The organism is Paractinoplanes pyxinae, assembly GCF_026626335.1.
Taxonomy (GTDB): Bacteria; Actinomycetota; Actinomycetes; order Mycobacteriales; family Micromonosporaceae; genus Actinoplanes; species Actinoplanes pyxinae.
The window spans coordinates 205,944-223,860 of sequence record NZ_JAPNTZ010000001.1; the positions used below are offsets into that span (position 1 = coordinate 205,944).

General features: G+C 71.6%; 16 protein-coding genes. 6 read left to right on the top strand and 10 right to left on the bottom strand.

The genetic code is table 11. From position 1 onward, the window contains the following. Positions 1 to 23: 23 nt before the first annotated feature. Complete coding sequence (locus OWR29_RS00990; RefSeq protein ID WP_267560307.1) at positions 24 to 1,406, top strand: YcaO-like family protein; 1,383 nt, start codon at positions 24 to 26, stop codon at positions 1,404 to 1,406. Here the strand turns inward: OWR29_RS00990 and OWR29_RS00995 are convergent. The 6 genes from OWR29_RS00995 to OWR29_RS01020 all read right to left on the bottom strand — a co-directional run bounded on the left by OWR29_RS00995 (position 1,403) and on the right by OWR29_RS01020 (position 7,148). After that, positions 1,403 to 2,278, bottom strand: coding sequence for a carbohydrate ABC transporter permease (locus tag OWR29_RS00995; RefSeq protein ID WP_267560309.1), 876 nt, complete (start codon positions 2,276 to 2,278; stop codon positions 1,403 to 1,405). The two genes, OWR29_RS00990 and OWR29_RS00995, sit on opposite strands and share 4 nt — an antisense overlap. Beyond that, a complete protein-coding gene (locus tag OWR29_RS01000) occupies positions 2,275 to 3,165 on the bottom strand; it encodes a carbohydrate ABC transporter permease (protein WP_267560310.1) in 891 nt (296 codons plus the stop codon). The genes OWR29_RS00995 and OWR29_RS01000 overlap by 4 nt, the downstream gene beginning before the upstream one ends. Beyond that, positions 3,162 to 4,481, bottom strand: coding sequence for an ABC transporter substrate-binding protein (locus OWR29_RS01005; RefSeq protein ID WP_267560311.1), 1,320 nt, complete (start codon positions 4,479 to 4,481; stop codon positions 3,162 to 3,164). Before OWR29_RS01005 ends, OWR29_RS01000 begins: the two co-directional genes overlap by 4 nt. Positions 4,482 to 4,566: 85 nt before the next feature. Next, the gene (locus tag OWR29_RS01010) at positions 4,567 to 5,214 is read right to left on the bottom strand and encodes a hypothetical protein (RefSeq protein WP_267560312.1); all 648 of its coding nucleotides are present in this window, start codon (positions 5,212 to 5,214) and stop codon (positions 4,567 to 4,569) included. 68 nt (positions 5,215 to 5,282) lie between these two features. Continuing rightward, positions 5,283 to 5,756, bottom strand: a complete 474-nt coding sequence (locus OWR29_RS01015; RefSeq protein ID WP_267560313.1) for a GrpB family protein — start codon at positions 5,754 to 5,756, stop codon at positions 5,283 to 5,285. Between the two features lie 9 nt (positions 5,757 to 5,765). Continuing rightward, complete coding sequence (locus tag OWR29_RS01020) at positions 5,766 to 7,148, bottom strand: glycoside-pentoside-hexuronide (GPH):cation symporter (protein ID WP_267560314.1); 1,383 nt, start codon at positions 7,146 to 7,148, stop codon at positions 5,766 to 5,768. A 107-nt stretch (positions 7,149 to 7,255) separates the two neighbouring features. On the opposite strand from OWR29_RS01020, the gene OWR29_RS01025 reads away from it, so the two are divergent. Beyond that, on the top strand, positions 7,256 to 8,245 hold the full coding sequence (locus OWR29_RS01025; RefSeq protein ID WP_267560315.1) for a LacI family DNA-binding transcriptional regulator: 990 nt from the start codon (positions 7,256 to 7,258) through the stop codon (positions 8,243 to 8,245). On the opposite strand, the gene uidA is transcribed toward OWR29_RS01025, so the two are convergent. Further along, a complete protein-coding gene (gene uidA, locus OWR29_RS01030; RefSeq protein WP_267560316.1) occupies positions 8,242 to 10,017 on the bottom strand; it encodes a beta-glucuronidase in 1,776 nt (591 codons plus the stop codon). The genes OWR29_RS01025 and uidA overlap by 4 nt on opposite strands. A 140-nt stretch (positions 10,018 to 10,157) precedes the next feature. On the opposite strand from uidA, the gene OWR29_RS01035 reads away from it, so the two are divergent. After that, the gene (locus tag OWR29_RS01035; protein ID WP_267560318.1) at positions 10,158 to 11,609 is read left to right on the top strand and encodes a GGDEF domain-containing protein; all 1,452 of its coding nucleotides are present in this window, start codon (positions 10,158 to 10,160) and stop codon (positions 11,607 to 11,609) included. Here the strand turns inward: OWR29_RS01035 and OWR29_RS01040 are convergent. Continuing rightward, on the bottom strand, positions 11,600 to 12,967 hold the full coding sequence (locus OWR29_RS01040; RefSeq protein WP_267560319.1) for a sensor histidine kinase: 1,368 nt from the start codon (positions 12,965 to 12,967) through the stop codon (positions 11,600 to 11,602). The two genes, OWR29_RS01035 and OWR29_RS01040, sit on opposite strands and share 10 nt — an antisense overlap. Continuing rightward, a complete protein-coding gene (locus OWR29_RS01045; protein WP_267560321.1) occupies positions 12,964 to 13,629 on the bottom strand; it encodes a response regulator transcription factor in 666 nt (221 codons plus the stop codon). Before OWR29_RS01045 ends, OWR29_RS01040 begins: the two co-directional genes overlap by 4 nt. 146 nt (positions 13,630 to 13,775) lie before the next feature. On the opposite strand from OWR29_RS01045, the gene OWR29_RS01050 reads away from it, so the two are divergent. Then, positions 13,776 to 14,432, top strand: coding sequence for a hypothetical protein (locus OWR29_RS01050; protein WP_267560322.1), 657 nt, complete (start codon positions 13,776 to 13,778; stop codon positions 14,430 to 14,432). A 46-nt stretch (positions 14,433 to 14,478) separates the two neighbouring features. On the opposite strand, the gene OWR29_RS01055 is transcribed toward OWR29_RS01050, so the two are convergent. After that, positions 14,479 to 15,378, bottom strand: coding sequence for a LysR family transcriptional regulator (locus tag OWR29_RS01055; RefSeq protein ID WP_267560323.1), 900 nt, complete (start codon positions 15,376 to 15,378; stop codon positions 14,479 to 14,481). 88 nt (positions 15,379 to 15,466) lie between these two features. Between OWR29_RS01055 and OWR29_RS01060 the strand changes: the two genes are divergently transcribed. Beyond that, complete coding sequence (locus tag OWR29_RS01060) at positions 15,467 to 16,384, top strand: SDR family oxidoreductase (RefSeq protein WP_267560324.1); 918 nt, start codon at positions 15,467 to 15,469, stop codon at positions 16,382 to 16,384. Next, positions 16,381 to 17,913 (top strand): alpha/beta fold hydrolase, encoded by a 1,533-nt coding sequence (locus tag OWR29_RS01065; RefSeq protein WP_267560325.1) that lies wholly within the window; start codon positions 16,381 to 16,383, stop codon positions 17,911 to 17,913. The genes OWR29_RS01060 and OWR29_RS01065 overlap by 4 nt, the downstream gene beginning before the upstream one ends. Positions 17,914 to 17,917: the final 4 nt, after the last annotated feature.

Below are 17,917 nucleotides of genomic sequence, written 5' to 3' on the forward strand. Positions count from 1 at the left end.
TCTCCTTCCGTAGGGTGGGGTTCGTGTCTCTCGCCGGTGTGATCAGCCATTACCGTACGGTCCTGTCGCGCTTCGGCGAGGTCGTGGACTTCGACATCTCCGCCCTCGACCGGCTCGGCATCCCGGTCACGAGCGTGTCGCTGGCCGTGGACGGGCGGTTCCGGCACCACGGCAACGGCTACGGCGCGACAGCCGAGGCGGCTGAGGTCAGCGGGCTGGGTGAGCTGGCCGAGAACGTCATGAGCGCGCTCGATCTGGCCGACCGGCAGGAATCTGCTCGCTTTGGTTCGTACGCGGAAATGGTGGCCGCCGAAGGCCGGGACCGGGTGGCCGACCCGCGCACGCTCGGGTTGCCGGCCGGCTCGCCCTACGACGCGTCGATGCCGCTGGTGTGGCTGCCGATGACCCGCCGCGCGACCGGCGAGACCGTGCTGGTGCCCGAGGATTTCGTGGGCAGCGGCCTCGGCGAGGTGCGCGGGCCGCAGCGGCTGATCACGCCCATCTCCAACGGGCGCGGGGCCGGGCTCGACGACGACCAGGCCTTCAACCACGGGCTGCTGGAGCTGCTGCAGCGGCACACGAACGGGCTGCGTTTCCGGACCCTCGACCGCCGCTCGCCGGTCATCGACCTCGAGACCGTGCCGCCCTCGGTGCGGGCGCTGGCCGATCGGCTGGCCGCGCAGGGGATCCGGCCGGTGCTCAAGCACGCGGCGACCGACCTCGGCGTGGTCTCGACCTATGCCATGGGGGTCGATCCGGCGCCGGGCGCGGCGATCCAGGTGACGGCGGGCGGCGAGGCGGCGCACCCGTCGGCCGAGCAGAGCCTGACCAAGGCGCTGCTCGAATACGCCAACTCGCGGGTGCGCAAGACGTTCTTCTTCGGCGACCGGGACGCCGTCCGGGCGGTCGCTCCCGAGGCGTACTGGGAAAGGCTGGGCCCGATCGGTCACGGCGAGACCCGGGCGTACGAGGAAATGGTGGCCTGGGGAAGCCTGCCGCAAGAGAAACTGCGGGATCTCACCGCGCCGGACGAATCGCGCACCGTTGCCTACACGGACATCGCGGTCGAGACGCCGGCGCTCGAGGGCCACGACGTGCTGGTGGCCCGCAAAGAGGTCGACGGGCTGGTCGCGGTCAAGGTGGTCGTGGCCGGCCTCGAGGTGGAGACCCTGTCGTACGGGCGGATCGGCGAGCTCGGCGTGCGCGAGGCCCTCGCCGGCGACCTCGGCCTGGTGCGCGTGCAGGACAAGCCCTCGGGCACGCACACCGCCCGCGTGCTGCTGACGCCCGAGGCGGAGGAGCGGCTGGGCGGGCCGGTCTGGTACTCCTTCGCGCGGGCCGACGAAATCGTCGGCCCGCTCTACCCGCTCTATCGTGAGCCGCCCCGTCATTCCGTGTCGCTCTAACGGATTCCGGTGCGGGCGATGCCCTCGACGAAATAGCGCTGGAAGACGCCGAAGACGACCAGCATGGGCAGGATCGACAGGAACGACATGGCCAGCAGCGGGCCGAAGTTGTTGCCGAACTGCTGGATCAGGAACTGCAGACCCACCGGCAGCGTGTACGAGTCGCTGTCGGTGAGCACGATCAGCGGCCACACGAACTCGTTCCACCGCCACATGAACGTGAAGATGACGAGCACCGCGATCAGAGGCCCCGACAAAGGCAGAACGACCGACCGGAACGTACGCAGATGGCCGGCGCCGTCGCAGCGGGCCGCCTCGAGCAGTTCATCCGGGATCGACAGGAAGAACTGCCGGGCCATGAAGAGCCCGAACGCCTCGGCCAGCCGGGGCAGGATCACCCCGCCCAGGCTGTTCAGCAGGTTGAGGTCGATGACCAGCTGGAACTGCGGCACCATGATGACCTGGATGGGCACCATGAGGGTGCTGATGATGAGCAGGAACAGCAGATTGCGGCCGGGGAAGCGCAGTTTCGCGAAGGCGTAACCGGCGCACAGATTGATGCCGACGGTGGCGATAACGGAAACGACGGCGATGACGACGGAGTTGCCGAGCCAGCGCAGGAAGGGGTACTGCCGCCACGGCTCGACGAAGTTCTCGAGGTGCCAGGCTTGCGGCCACAGCGACACCGGCAGCGTCGTCAGCTCGTCGGTGCTGGCCACCGAGACGCGCAGCATCCAGTAGATCGGGAACATCAGGATCAGGACGCCGACGACGGCCAGGGCCAGCCGATAACGGCGCGCGCGGGACGGCGTACGGGAAACGGTTTCCGGTTCTTCGGTGACCCGCCCGGGCGGGGCGGCGACGGTGGTCATACGGCCTCGTCCCTTCGTCGTTGCAGCCGCCACTGGACGACCGTGAGAGCCAGGACGATGACGTACAGAATCATGCCGATGGCCGCCGCGTAGCCCTGCCGCCGCTGGTTGAAGCCCTGGTCGTACGCGTACTGCACGAGGAACGTGGTCGAGGTGCCCGGCCCGCCCCGGGTGAGCACGTAGACCACGTCGAACACCTGGAAGCTCGTGATGATCGAGTACACGAGCAGGAAGAACGTCGTGGGCGCGAGCAGCGGCCAGGTGATCCGCCGGAACCGGCGCCAGCCCGCCGCCCCGTCCACCGCCGCCGCTTCGTAGATCTCGCGCGGGATGCCCTGCAGGCCGGCCAGATAGACGACCATGCCGAACCCGATGCCCTGCCAGGTGGTCACCGCGATGACCGACAGCATGGCCGCCGCCCCGCTGCCCTGCCAGTTGACCTCCGGCAGCCCGATCTGGGTCAGCAGCTGGTTGACGATGCCGGTGACCGGGTCGAACAGCCGCAGGAAGATGACGCCGGCCGCCACCCCGGAGATGACCACCGGCACGTAGACCAGCGCCCGGAACAGGCCCCGGGCGGGCAGCCAGCGGTTGAGCAGCAGGGCCGCGCCGAGACCGAGGGCCACGCTGAGCGGCACCGACACCACCGTGAAGAGGACGGTGTTGCGCAGCGCGGTCCAGAACGTGGGGTCACCGGCGATCGTGCGGTAGTTCTCCAGGCCCAGCCAGCGCATCCGGCCGAACCCGCTGTAGCGGTGCAGGCTGTACCAGAACGTCAGCGCGATCGGCACGAACATGAAGACGGTGAACACGAGCAGCGCCGGGCTGGTGAGCACGACGCCGGCCCACGCCTCGGCCCGCCGCCCCGCGGCACGGGCCGTGCTCAACCCTTCAGAGCCTTCTGGACGCCGGCGGTCAGCGCCCGGACGGTGTCGTCGGTGTTCGCCGACGGGTTGGACAGGTACTGGTCCATGGTGTCGACCAGCGCCTGGTTGATGCCCGCGAACGCCGGCGAGGTGGCCGCCTTGACCAGCCCCTCGGGCATGGTGGTGGCCTGCTGCTGGAACACCGGCATGAGGTCGGGCCGGGCCGCGTACGCCAGTTTCGCGCTGGCCAGGTCCTGCCGGACCGGCAGCACGGTGGTCTTCTCGCAGAAGGTCTGCATGTTCTCTTTCGTCACCAGGAACTTGGCGAACTCGGCCGCCACGTCCGGGTTCTTGGCGCCGTCGGTGACCACGACCGCGTTGCCGCCGAGGTCGGTCGCCGCGCCGGCGTCACGCATCAGATAGGTGACGCCCCACTCGAACTTGTCCTTGACGGCCGCGTCGATCGAGGGGATGAGGAAGTCACCGGCCTGGATCATCGAGATCTTCTGGGTCGGGAAGATCTCGTCCGGGTACGTCGGGCGCTTGACCAGGACGCTCGGCGCGTGCAGGCCCTCGGTGTAGAGGCTGCGGGTGAACTCGAGCGCCTTGCGGGTCTGCGGCGAGTCGAGGGCCGGGTTCTCCAGCGACTCGTCGAGCAGGGCGCCGCCGGCCTGATACAGGGTGTTGAACCAGCGGTACGCGCCGTACAGCTGGTAGTTGAAGGCGAACGGCGAGACGCCCGGGTTGGCCGCCTTGAGCTTGCGCAGCACGTCGGTGAACTGCTCCCACGTCCACGCCTGGTCGAGCGCGGCCGGCACGGACGTGATGCCCGCCTTGGCGAAGTGCGCCTTGTTGTAGACCAGGGCCGAGGTGTCGGTGTGGTGCGGCACCCCGAACGGCTTGCCGTCGGACTGCACGGCCGACCACAGGGCCGGCAGGAAGGCGTCGCCGAACGAGTCGCCGAGGTAGTCGCTGAGGTCGGCCAGGGCGCCGTTCTCGGCGTAGCTGCCGACGTCGGTGTACGAGACGCGGAACAGGTCGGGCGCCTGGTTGGCCTGCAGGCGCCGGTCGACCACCGTGCGGATCTGGTCGTACGGCAGGACCTCGATCTTGATGTCGGCGCCGCGGGCCGCCTTGAAGTCGGCCGCGAGCTTCTTGAAGGCCGCCTCCTCCTGGGCGTTGGCCCACGTGGTGAAGGTGGCGGTGCCGCTCAGCGGGCCGCTGGTGGCCGCGCCGCCCGTCGCGTCGTCGTCACCGGACGAGCAGGCGGCCAGCCACCCGGCCGCGCCGGCCGCGCCCACCGCCTTGAGAAACGTTCGTCGTCCGACCCCTGACATGCCCGTCACCTCTCCGTTGGTCAAGCCCTCCTGCACCGTAAAGCGACGCAGTAACCGACGCAACCGCAGGTACGGGAGGTCTAATTCACTCGTAGCATGCGCGCCGATACGTTTCGTTGCCATCGGAGAGCTTGTGCAACCGCCACAGCCCGAACGCGGCGGCGAGGGCGCCGACGGTCAGGTCGTACCGCCCGCCCAGCCCGACCACCGCGTCGAGGATGAGGAAGAAGCCGAGGATCCCGGTGACGACCCACAGGCCGCCGCCCGCCCCCAGCCGCCGGATCAGCAGGGCCGCGACGGCGATCGGGGCCAGCGCGGCGGCCGTGCCGAGCGGCCAGGCCAGTCCGGTCGCGGCGACCGTGTAGACGAGGATGAAGTGGGTGGCGGTGGCCGCGAAAGCGAGCAAGCCGGCGAGGCGGGGCCGCGACTTCTGCGGGCGGGCGGCCGATCGACTCGTCAGCAGCGCGGCCATGACAAGCAGGGCGCACAGCCCGGCGGCGGCCGCGAACTGGCCGGCCGGAACACGGACGAAGTCGGCGTAAGTCACCGGCAGGACGGCGACCAGGGCGAGACCGGCGATGGTCAGGCCGGTGCGGCCGTACAGCGCGACCACCAAGGGAAACCGCCACGGCAGGATCAGATCGAGCGGCGGCGTCGCGGTCGACAAGGTCTCGCCGAGGAACGGCGCGATCAGCAGCACGATCAGGGCGGGCCTGCGCAACGCCGTCTTCATGCCAGCCAGAACATCACCGCCAACCGGCGCCGCGTCACCGCCTTTGGTCTACGGCGCCCGACGGAAGTTCAGTCCTGCAGCGCGTCAAAAAATGCAGACTTGCGCCGCTCGTACTCGTCCGGGTCGTCGCGGTGGCGGAGCTTGATTTCGTTGTACGCGGTGACGAGCGCCGGGTCGGCGGCCATCAGTTGCCAGGTGCGGGTGAAGCGCACGTCGTGCTCGGAACCGGCCGGGGTGACCGCGATCCCGGTCGGCAGCGCGGCGCCCTCGACGGTGAATGTCGCGAGGGTCGCCTGCCAGATCTCGGGATGCACGACCGCGTAGACCTGCCGCAGGGTGTCGGTGGTGGCGGGGAAGGCATCGCCCGGCACTCGCAAGTGGAGGTCGACGTCGCCCTTGGTGAGGGCGCCGGGCAGGGAGCTGCCCCCGACGAGGACGAGCTCGTGGGGGCAGCCGAGCAGAGCGGCCAGGCGGCGGCGCTCGTCTCGCAGGATCTTGTGGGCCGTGCCGAGGAAGTCAGCCCCCGGGCGGAGGTCGGGCATCGCCGGAGGTTACACGCTGACCGGCAGCGGGACGGGCGCCAGCAGGGACTGCTTGCGCTGCTCGGTTTCGGCGACCATGGCGCGGTAGCGCTGCTCGGTCAGGGGGTAGCGGATGAAGACCAGCATGGCCAGCACGGCGGCGACGGCCGGGACCAGGCCGAGGGAGGCCTTGATGGCGATGATCGCGCTGTCCGGCTGGACGGCGCCGGGAGCCAGGGTGCCGACGTAGCCGCCGACGGCCAGCGCGAAGGCTCCCAGCGCGCCGCCGATGGACTGGGTGATCTTGCGGGTGAACGAGAAGATGGCGTACGTGGCGCCTTCCGTGCGCTGCCCGGTCTTCCACTCGCCGTACTCGACGGTGTCGGCCTCGAGGGCGAACATCAGGGTGTTGATCAGCTGAACGCCGAAGCCCTTGACGGCCACGAAAACCAGGGCCAGGACGGGCAGGCTACCCGGGGTGAAGAACAGGGCCACGCCGCCGGCCACAGTGAACAGACCGCAGTACTGGTAGAGGTTCTTCTTGCCGAAGCGGGCGACCAGCCGGGGGATGAACGGCGCGGTCGCGAACTGCACGGCCACGGTCACCAGCGTCATCCAGATGATGTAGCGGGCGTCGCCGAGCACGTAGATCGCGTAGTAGGCGGTGGCCCCGCCCACGGCGAACAGGCCGATCAGATAGAAGAAGCTGGAACCGCAGAGGATGCCGAGCGGCTTGTTGGTGCGCAGGGTCGCGAACGTCTCGCGGACGGTGACCCGGGGCTGGACCCGCACGACCGTCTCGCGGCACCACTTGTAGGTCAGGAAGTACAGGCCACCTCCGATGACGACGAACAGCACCGTCGTCCGGAGGAACACCGACTGCAGCTGGTCCGTGCTCTCGGCCGCCTGGATCTGCGGAGCGATGATGAAGGTGAGCAGCAGCCCGGCCGCGGCGGCGCCCAGCCCGCGGGCGGTGGCCAGCTTGGCCCGCTCCCCGGCGACCTGGGTCATGGCGCTGGCCAGTGACCCGTACGGAACGTTGACCAGCGAATAGACCAGACCGAGGACGGCGTAGGTCAGATACGCGTACAGAAGTTGGGCCCCGCCGGACCACCCTGACGGGACGGCGAAGGTGAGCACGCTCATGACCAGCAGCGGCACCGCGCCGAACAGGATGAACGGCCGGAACTTGCCGCGCCGGGTCATCGTGCGGTCGACCACGCGGCCCGCGAACAGGTCGGCGAAGGCGTCCCAGAGCCGGACGACCAGGAACATCGTGCCGATCGCGGCGGCCGGCAGGCCGACCACGTCGGTGTAGTAGAGCAGCAGGAACGTGGTGCCGAGGGTGAAGGCGAGATTGTTGGCGGCGTCGCCCGCGCCGTAGCCGAGGATGGACCTGACGGAGAGTTTCATGATGCCGGCCGCCTTGTCGGGGAGCGTCGGTGGATGTGCAATGAGAGTCGCGGCCGTCATCGGATGGAAACAATCCATTGCCATGACTTGCCCCGGGAGGTGATGGCGTGGACGACCGGCGGGTCACCATCGACGACGTCGCCAAGGCGGCCGGGGTCGCGGCGTCCACCGTTTCCCGCGCGTTCTCGCGGCCGGGTCGAGTGAGTTTTGAGACCGGGGAACGCATCCGCCGGGTCGCGGCCGAGCTGGGCTATCGGGCCGGATCGCTGGCTCGCGCGCTGCCGTCCGGAGCCACGTCGATGATCGCGCTGGCCGTCTCGGACATCACGAACCCGTTCTACGCCGAGCTCATCAAGGGGGCGCAGGCCGCCGCGACCGCGGCCGGCTACACGATCCTGCTGGCCGATACCCAGGAATCGAGTGTGTACGAGCGTCAGGCCCTGGACCGGGCGGCGCCCACGGTGGACGGCTTCGTGCTGACCACCACCCGGATGTCGGACTCGGCGATCCGGATGCTGGCCAAGCAGCGTCCGGTGATCGTGCTCAACCGGATCGTCAGCGACGTGCCCAGCGTGATCACCGACAACCCGCGCGGGATGCGGCGGGCCATGGAGCACCTGGCCGAGCTGGGGCACCGGCGCGTCACGTACCTGTCCGGCCCCGAGGCGTCCTGGGCCGACGGCATGCGCTGGCGGTCGCTGCGCGAGGCGGCGCTGGAGCTGGAGCTGACCGTCCGCCGCACCGGCCACGCCCCGCCCACGGTCGGCGGCGGCGTGAGCGGGGTGGCCGAGTTCGCGGCCCACCCCACCTCGGCCGTGATCGCGTACAACGACCGGGTCGCCATCGGCGCGATCCGGGCGCTGACGGCCCGGGGCGTGCGCGTCCCCGAGGACGTCAGCGTGATCGGCATCGACAACATCTACCCGGCCGACCTGGTGACGCCGGCCCTGACGACGGTCGCGGCGCCGCTGGCGGCGATGGGCCGCACGGCCGTGGGCAACCTGCTGGCCATCGTGCGGGGAGCGCGGCCGCGCGAGCACGAGCCGGTGGTGCTGCCCTGCCGGCTCGTCGTCCGGGACTCGACCGGACCGGCCTAGATCTTCTTGCGCCACCGGCGGCGCAACGCGTGGGCCGCGGCCTTGGGCTGCCGGTCGCGGGTGAAGACGCCCTTCTTGTTGCCGCCGACCCGCATCACGCCCGAGGTGGTGGCGAAGTCGGCGAAGTTCCACACCTGCTCGCCGACGACCGCGTCGATCCGGTCGAACACGCGGTGGTTCATGTCCAGATACTCGACCTGGTACTCCTCGGTCCACGGCTGGTTGCCGATCGCGTGCAGGCCGGGCTGGGTGTCGGCGCCGTACTCGGTGATGATGATCGGCTTGTTCTCGCCTGCCCAGCCGCGCAGCTCCTGCTCCCAGGCGAGCTCGGCCGCGGCCAGGTCGCCGGTGTGGGTGTACCAGCCGTAGTAGCGGTTCAGCATGAGCACGTCGGCGAACTGCGAGACCCGGCATTTCCCGTACGGCGCGAGCATCACGTTCACGAAGCCGGCCGGCCGCGTCGGGTCGAGCCCGCGGACCAGATCGAACAGCGGCCGGAAATAGTTCTCCGCCCCTTCGGTGTCGCTCTCGGGCTCGTTGGCGATCGACCACAGCACGACGCTCGGGTGGTTCTTGTCCCGGGCCACCAGCTCGCGGATGGCCTGGGCGTGGACCTCGCGGGTGCGCTCGTTGATGGTGTCGTCGCTGAACGTCGTGTAGCCCTGCGCCCCGAAAATGCCGCCGCCCAGGCCCATGTTCAGACCCACGGCCGCGGTCTCGTCGATCAGCACGATGCCGCGGCGGTCGGCGTAATCAAGGACCTCTTCGGCGTACGGGTAATGGGAAGTCCGGAAGGAATTGGCGCCTATCCAGTCGAGCAGCTCGAAGTCGTGCACCATGAAGGCGTCGTTGTGCCCCTTGCCGATCACGGCCAGGTCCTCGTGCTTGCCGAAGCCGGTGAAGTGGAAGGGCTCGCCGTTGATCAGGAACCGGTTGCCGCTCACCTTGACCGTGCGCACGCCGACGCTCTGGTGGTAGCTGTCCACGACCCGTCCGGCGTCGTCGACCAGCTGCGCCTCGAGGTCGTACAGGTAGCCGTCGCCGGGCGCCCAGCGGTGCACGTTCTCGACCCGCAGTTCGCCCCGCGGGCCGCTGCCCTCGGCGACCACCCGGCCCGACGCGTCGCGCAGAACCACCCTCGTACGGGCCGAACCCTCAGCCTCGATCGTGTAACCGACCGTGCCGTCGGCGCCGTCGAGGCCGGTCACCACGGTGATGTCGGTGATGTGCTCGGCGGCGGTCTGGTGGAGCCAGACGGAGCGGTGGATGCCGGCGTAGTTGAAGAAGTCGTGCCAGTAGCGCTGCCGCGGCCCGGCCGGGCCGTCCTCGATGACGCCGGGCGGGATCGACTGGAAGCTCAGCGTGTTGTTGACCAGCACGGTCACCCGCACCGGCTCGCCCGCCCGCACCTGGTCGGTGATGTCGGCCGCGAAGGGCGTGTAGCCGCCCTCGTGCGAGGCCACCTCGATGTCCCCGGCCCACACCGTGGCCCGGTGGGTGACCGACTCGAAGTGCAGCACCACGCGCCGGCCGGCCCAGCCGCGTGGCACCCGCACGGTCGTCTGGTACCAGACGTCGCCGGCGTAGTCGCGGGCCGCCGGGTCGGCCGGGATGTCGTTGAAGCTGGCCGGCACCGGCATCTCGCGGGCGTCGGCGAGCGGGCCGGCGAACCAGCGGGCGCCGCTCCCCTCACCCGCCGGGTCGAAGGCGAACTGCCAGAGCCCGTCGAGACGCTTGCGTTCGCGGGTGGCGGTGTCCTGGGGTCTGAGCACGGCTGGGCCTCCGTCGGGTCGGTCGGGTCGCGGGGTCGTCCTGGCCATTGGGCGCTCCGGGAGCGGAAACGGTCAACGGATTGCCGCCCTTTGCCGCGCGGCCGCTCAGTTGAGCCCGCGGACGGCCGATAGGCAGGGGTATGCCGGCTGTCGCGCTCACCGTGGCCGTCGCCCTGTCCGGCTGGTTCGTGCTGACCACGGCGGGCGCGCGGTGGCAGGTGGTGGTCTGCTGGGCCGTGGTGGCCGTGTTCGCGTCGATGATGTCGTACTTCGGCTTCCGGACCAGCCGCCAGCTGGACCGGGCCGACCCGCGCCGCCGGTTCTGGACCGCACTGGGCGCCGGGGCTGCGATCTTCGCTGCGGGTGAGTGGGCACAACTCGTGGGCGCCGTGCGGAGCCCCTTCTCGCTGGCCGCCCTCACCGGCACCGGAGTGGTGCGCACGGTGGCGCTCGGGTTGGGCTGCGTGCTCATCACCGTGGTCGTGCTGACCTACCCGATCCCGCACCGGTCGGCCCACGAGCGGCTGTGCTACCTGCTCGATCTGGCCACCGTGGTGACCGCGGCCGGCGTCTACGGCCTGTACTGGACCGTCTCGGCGACCGGGATGGCCCACAACCTGGTCGCGGTGGCGGCCGGCCCGGTCGTCGCCATGCTGACCGCGTTCGCCGTGTGCCGGCTCTATCTGAGCGGGGTCGCGCCGTTCCGCTGGCACATCGGCGTGCTCGGGCCCTTCGCGGCCGGCGTGGAGGCCCTGGCCCGCGCGCTGGGCCCGGAACTGGTGCGGGACGGGCACCCCGGGGTGATCTTCGCGCTGACCGTCTGCTCGCACGCGCTGCTGATGATCGCCGTGCGGGCCCAGTTCCGTTCGGCCGGCGCCGGTGGCGGCCGGGCCCGGAAGCGGCCGTTCAGCCTGCTGCCGTACGTCGCGTTGTGGAGCACGTTCACCCTGCTGGTCGTCACGCTCGCGGTGCGGGGATTCGACCTGCGGGCCTGGGTCGCCGTGGCCGGGCTGGCCGCCATCACCGCCATCGTGGTCGCCCGGCAGCTGGTCGCCTTCGTCGACAACGCCGAACTGCTGCGCGAACGCGACAGCCTGACCGCGCGGCTGCACACCATGGCCTTCACCGACAGCCTGACCGGGCTGGGCAACCGCGCGCAGTTCCTCGACCGCCTCGAACAGGTGGCGGCCGAGGGGGCCGAGGTGGGCGTGATGCTGATCGACCTCGACGACTTCAAGCCGGTCAACGACTCGTACGGGCACGCCGCGGGCGACGCCGTGCTGGTCGAGACCGCGGCCCGGCTGCGCGCCGCCGCCGGCCCGGACGACGTGGTGGCCCGGCTCGGCGGCGACGAGTTCGCCGTACTGACCCGCCACCCGCAAGACGTCACCGCCGTGGCGGAGAAAATCGTGCGGGCGGTCGCCGAACCGTGCCGCCTGACCGGCGGCGAGCAGGTGCAGGTGCAGGCCAGCATCGGCGTGGCCACCGGGGCGGACGCCGCGGTTCTGCTCCGCCGGGCCGACGAGGCGATGTACGAGGCCAAGTTCGCCGGCAAGGGATCGGTCCGGTCGGCCGCGGTCGATCAGATCTGAGCGGGCCCGGCCGCCGGCAGATCGAGGCGGAAAGTCGCGCCAGGGCCGGTGTCCAGATAGGTCAGGTCGCCGCCGTGGGCTTGGGCGAGGCCGCGCGCGATCGGCAGGCCCAGGCCGGCGCCGCCGGTGTGCCGGGACCGGGAGGCGTCGCCGCGGCCGAACCGCTCGAAGATCAGGGCTCGTTCGGCCGCGGGGACGCCCGGGCCGGTGTCGCTGACCTCCAGCCGCACCCGTGGCCCGTCGCGGTGGACGCGCACCGAGACCCTGCCGCCGGCCGGGGTGGCGTGGCGCGCGTTGTCCAGCAGGTTGGTGATGACCTGGCCCAGCCGCATCGGGTCGCCTTCCACGTACGTGTCCCCGTCGCCGCCGATCTTGAAGCTCAGCCCGGGTGACAGCGAGCGGGCCCGTTCCACCTCGGCCGCGGCCAGGGCGAGCAGATCGGCCCGCTCGGTCACCAGCGGCATGCCCTGCCCCAGCCGGGCCATGGTGAGCAGGTCGTCGACCAGCCGGGCGGCCCGCCGCGACTCCCGCACCATCGCCACCGCGAGGCGTTCGCGCTGCTCACGACCGGGGTTCTCGCGCAGCAGGAGTTCGGCGCTGGCCTGCAGACCGGCCAGCGGGGTGCGCAGCTCGTGCGACGCGTCGCTGAGGAACGCGCGCATCCGGCCCTCACCGGCCTCGAGTTCGTCGAGCATGGCGTCGAACGCCACCGCCGTACGGCCCAGTTCGGTGTCGGACCGGGGCACGTCCAGCCGCTGCCCGCGGTCGCCGGCCGCGATCTGGCGGGCCACCGCGGTCATGTCCTCCAGCGGGCGCAGCGCCGCCCGCGAGATCCGGGCCGACGCGAAACCGGCCAGCAGCAGGGCCAGCAGCCCGCCCGCCACCTCGAGCACGATCAGCCGGTTGACCGCCTCGCTGATCTGGGTGGTGTCCAGGCTCAGCGTCAGCACCTGGTTGCCCGGCAGCGTCGAGCGGACGAAGAGCACGCTGCCGGCCGTCTCCACCGGAATCGTGGCCGTCGGCGTGATGTCCGGCCGCTTCGGACGCTCGCCGCGGGGGCGGCCGGCGCCGGGCGGCGGCGGATCGGAGGCGGCGGTGGCGCAGGACGAGCCGTCGGCCACGCACAGCCGGACCACCACGCCGTCACCCCGCAGGCGGTCGGCCAGCCGCTGCCCGCTCACCGTGCCTTGCAACTGCTGGGCCAGGGCCACCCGGTCGGTGAGCCGGGTGCGGGCGTCGGCGTGCAGCCGCGCCGACAGGGCCACGTCGACCGCGGTGAACAGGCCGGCCAGGATCACCGAGAGCAGGGCGAGCACGCCGAGGGTGACCCGGCCCCGCAGCGAAGCCGGTCTTCTCACGGCCGCAACACGTACCCGAGGCCGCGGGCGGTGTGGATCAGGCGCGGCCCGTGCTGTTCGAGTTTGCGGCGCAGGGCGCTGACGTGCACCTCGACCAGATTGGGGTCGTACTCGTCGTACCCCCAGACCTGGGTCAGCAGCTGGGTCTTGGACAGGATCCGGCCGCGGTGCCCGGCCAGATAGGCCAGCAGCTTGAACTCGGTGCCGGTCAGGGTCAGCGCGTGGCCGGCCCGGGACGCGATCCGCGCCCCCTCGTCGACGATCAGATCGGCCACCTGCACGGTCGACGGCACCCGGCCCAGCCGCCGCAGCACGGCCGTGACCCGGGCCAGCACCTCGACCGTGACGAACGGCTTGACCACGTAGTCGTCGGCGCCCGCGTCGAACCCGGTGAGCCGGTCGGCCACCGAGTCGCGGGCGGTCACCAGCAGCACGGCGCAGTCGCTGCGGCCACCCAGCGCGCGGGCCAGCTCGAACCCGTCCCGGCCGCCGGGCAGATGCACGTCGAGCAGGGCCAGGTCGGGCCGGAACGAGTCGACGACGTCCTCGAACCCCACGCCGTCGGCGCACGCGCGGACCTCGTGGCCCGCCGCCCGCAGCGCCGCCGTCAGCGGGTCACGGATCGCGTCCTCGTCCTCCACCACCAGCACCCGGGCGACCATCGGCCCAGTCTGGCCGGGCCGCCTATGGCTGGGCCCTCACGAAGCTGAAGAGAGGCTGAAGAAGCCGGCCGCTTCAGGTCGTCTTCAGGTCGCGAGGTCAGCGTGGGACCAGGCGCCGCGACCGACGTGGTGCCAAGAACAAGGAGATGCTGACGGTGAAGCTGTCCCTGCCTGACTCCACCACCAACACCGGCCGGCTGAGCCGGGTCGCGATCGCCGTCGTGGCCGGCGGGGGGATCGCCCTCGGCGTCGCCGGGCTGGCCCACGCCGACCCGTCACCCGCGCCGTCCACCTCCGCCTCGGACGGCGGCGCCGCTCCTTCGGGCGCCGCCCCTGCTCCTTCCGGCGGCGGGCCCGCTTCTTCAGGCGGCGGGCCTGCTCCTTCAGAGGGTGCGCCCGCTCCGCGGGAGCACAAGCCGCACCTGAGCGGGACGGTCAAGTCGATCGACGGCGGCCACATCATGATCACCGACCGCGACGGCTTCACCCGCCAGATCAACATCGCGACCGTCCCCGCGGACGTCAAGGTGGGCGTCCGGGTGCACGCGGAGGGCACGGTGAACGCCGACGGCGTCTCGCTCGACGCCACCACGGTCACCCTGGCCCCGGACCGCCCCGAAGGCCGGCGCGGCCCCGGCCGCCCCGGCGGGCCCGACGGTTCGGGCGAGGGCCCGGGCAAGCACGGCCGGCCCGGTCACGACAGCGCCCCGGCGCCGTCCGATGCACCCGCGCCTTCGGATGCGCCCGCGCCTTCGGGTGCGCCCGCGCCTTCGGGTGCGCCCGCGCCGACCACCACGTCCTGACGCTTGTGCCTCCGGCCTCCGGCCGCCGGCGCCGGGGCCGGGCTGCTCACAGGATGGCGGGGTCGGCCACGCGGCGGAGCACGGCGAGGAAGGCCGCGGCGAGCGGGTCGGCGGCCGGGTGGGTCACGGCGAGGACGTGGCGGGTGTGCGGGCCGTCGTCGTCGACCGGGAGAGCGGTGATGCCGCGCGACATGAGCGACATGACCGAGCCGGGCACCAGCGCCACGCCGAGGCCGGCCGCCACCATGCCCAGCCGGGCGTGCCAGTCCTTCACCGCGTACGCGATCCGGGGTCGTTCGATGCCGGGCCAGGCGCCCAGGTGGCCGTCGCCGGGCCCGGCCGCGCCGACGATCCACGGCTCGTCGCGCAGGTCGTCGGGGGTCACCGAGCCCCGCCCGGCGAGCCGGTGACCGTCCGCGACCGCCACCCGCAGCCGCGCGCCCAGCAGGCGTTCGTGCCGCAGTCCGGTGAGGTCGGGGTCGTCGCCGGGCGCGCACACGATGATCGCGACCTCGACCTGCTGCGCCCGCAGCATCCGCAGCAGCGACCGCGACCCGTGGCTGCGCAACGTCACCTCGACGCCGGGATGCTCGTCGCGCATCAGGGCCAGCGCCCGCGGCACCAGCACCAGGTGGCCGGTCGGGTAGGCGCCGACGATGAGCCGCCCGGCCAGCCGCTCGCGGGCGGTGGCGAGGTCTCGTTCGGCCGCCTCGGCCGCGTCCAGCAGCGCGCCGGCGTGCCTCAGCAGCACCTCGCCGACCGCCGTGGGCCGGACCCCGCGGGCGTGCCGTTCGAACAGCGGCGCGCCCGCCACCTGTTCCATCGCCGCGACCTGACGCGAAACGGCCGATTGCGTATAGCCGAGCGCCTCGGCGGCGGCCGTGAACGACCCGAGCGTGGCCACCTGCCGCACCGCGCGCAGCCCGCTGAGCGAGATCTCGGCCATCCCTCCATGCTCAGCCATGCGTGACCGGCATGCGAGCATTCGTGATTGTCGCGACTCGCCCGCAGCCTTCCGGGGCACCACCACAGCCATGACAACGTGGTTCATCACCGGCACCGCGAGCGGCTTCGGCCGCAGCGTGACCCGGCAGCTCCTGGAACGCGGCGACACGGTGGCGGCGACCCTGCGCCGGCCGGAGCGGCTCGACGACCTCAAGGCGGCCCACGGCGATCGGCTGTGGGTCCGCGACCTCGACGTGACCGACACCCCGCGGCTGCGGTCGGTCGTGGACGAGGCCTTCGCGGAGCTGGGCCGGATCGACGTGGTGCTGTCCAACGCGGGTTACGGCATCTTCGGCACGGCCGAGGAGCTGACCGACGACCACATCGACGAAGTGCTGGCGGTCAATCTGATCGCGGGGATCCAGTTGACCCGCGCCGCCGTTCCGCATCTGCGGGCCCAGGGCGGCGGCCGTCTGCTGCAGGTCACCAGCCAGGGCGGGCAGCTCGCCTACCCGGGCTTCTCGATCTATCACGCCGCCAAGTGGGGACTCGAGGGCTTCTACGAAGCGGTGGCCGCGGAGGTCGAGCCGTTCGGCATCGAGGTCACCATGATGGAGCCCGGGATGTCCGACATCGCCGGCACTCCCGCCGCCCCGGCCGCCGAGCAGCACCCCGCCTGCCGCGACAACCCGGCCGTCCTGCGCCCGGCCGACGTCCCGCCCGAGGACGATCAGCGACCCGGAGAAGGTCGCGGCGGCCATCATCGCGCTCGCCGAGCACCCGAAGCCTCCGCTGCGCCAGGCCCTGGGTTCCGACGCGTACGCCAACATCCGCACCGCCCTGGCCGGCCGCTTGGCCACTTTGGACGACGGCCGCGAGGTCGCGTTCAGCACCGACAAACAGGCTCACGGATCCGATGCGCCGAGCGGTTTGACCGTGTAGCCGGAACACAGTTTCTACTGGGCCGCGCCGGAACAGCTCGAGACCACCCTGGGGAGTGGACGTGAAGCGAAAACAAGGCGCGGTGATTCTGGGTACGGTGCTGGCCGCGGTAGTCGGCCTGGCCGGTTCGGTGGCAGCGGCGCCGGTCGGACGGAGTGCCGCCGCCGCACCGGTCTGGGGCGCCTGCCCCGAGCCGATCGCCAAGGCGGCGCCGGGTCTGCAGTGCGCGACCGTGAAGGTGCCGCTGGATTACCGGAAGCCGACGGGCAAGACCATCGACCTCAAGGTGTCGCGGGTGGCCAGCCCGAACCCGCAGAAGCGGCGGGGCGTGCTCTTCCTCAACCCGGGCGGGCCGGGCATCAGCGCCCTGACGATGCCGTTCGACCTGACCCAGATCGGACTGCCGTACAGCGTCCAGGAGAAGTACGACCTGATCGGCATGGACACCCGCGGGGTGGGCTACTCGTCCCCGGTCGACTGCAAGTTCACCGCCGCGCAGGGGTACGCCGGCAACATTCCGCTCTGGGCCGAGAACGCGGCCCGGGTCGCCGAGGACGCCAAGGCGGCCAAGGCCGTCGCCGACCAGTGCGCGGCCAACGACAAGTACGGGCTGCTGCCGCACATCACGACGGCCAACACGGCGCGGGACCTGGACCGGATCCGGGCGGCGCTGGGCGAGAAGAAGGCCAGCTTCTTCGGCGCGTCCTACGGGTCGGCCCTGGGCGCCGCGTACGCCTCGATGTTCCCCGGCACCACCGACCGGGTCATCATCGACAGCAACACCGGCGACACCGCCCTGACCCGGACGGTCATGCGCCGGTTCGGGCTGGGCGCCGAGCAGGCCTTCCCCGGCTTCGCCCGGTGGGTCGCGGCCCGCCACGGCGCGTACGGGCTCGGTCGTACGCCGGCCGAGGTCAGGAAGACGTACTTCGCGATCGCCGGGCGGCTCGACAAGAAGCCGGTGGCCGGATTCGACGGGCGTCTCTTCCGGCTGCTCACCTTCGGCAGCCTGTACGGCGAGACCTCGTACGGGAAACTGGCGTCGTTGTGGCAGTCGATGCGCAACCCCGCCGCACCGGCCGGCCCGACCGACGTACGGGCGACGCCGGAGCCGACCGTGCCGGAGTCCAACTTCTTCTCGGCCTTCCTGGCGGTGACCTGCGGCGACAGCAAGTGGCCGAGCGACGTACGGACCTATCAGCGCAGCGTCGCCGAGGACCGCCAGAAGTATCCGATCTTCGGCGCCGCCTCGGCCAACATCACCCCGTGCGCCTTCTGGACCGCCCGGGCGGCCGAGCCCCAGGTCGCGATCAACGACAACGGGCCGGCCAACATCGTCATCATGCAGAACCGCCGGGACGTGGCCACGCCGCTGGTGGGCGGTCAGATTTTCCGTACGAAGTTCGCCCACCGCTCCCGCCTGGTGACCGTGGACGACAACCAGCACGGCGTCTACGTCTACGGCGGCAACGCCTGCGCGCTCACCGTCGGCACGGCCTGGCTGGTCGACGGCAAGTTCCCGAAGGACACGGACTGCGCGGCCTCGCCGGCAGCCGGGCCGGCCGGGACGCTCAGAGGGTTCGGTCAGCGGTAGAGCA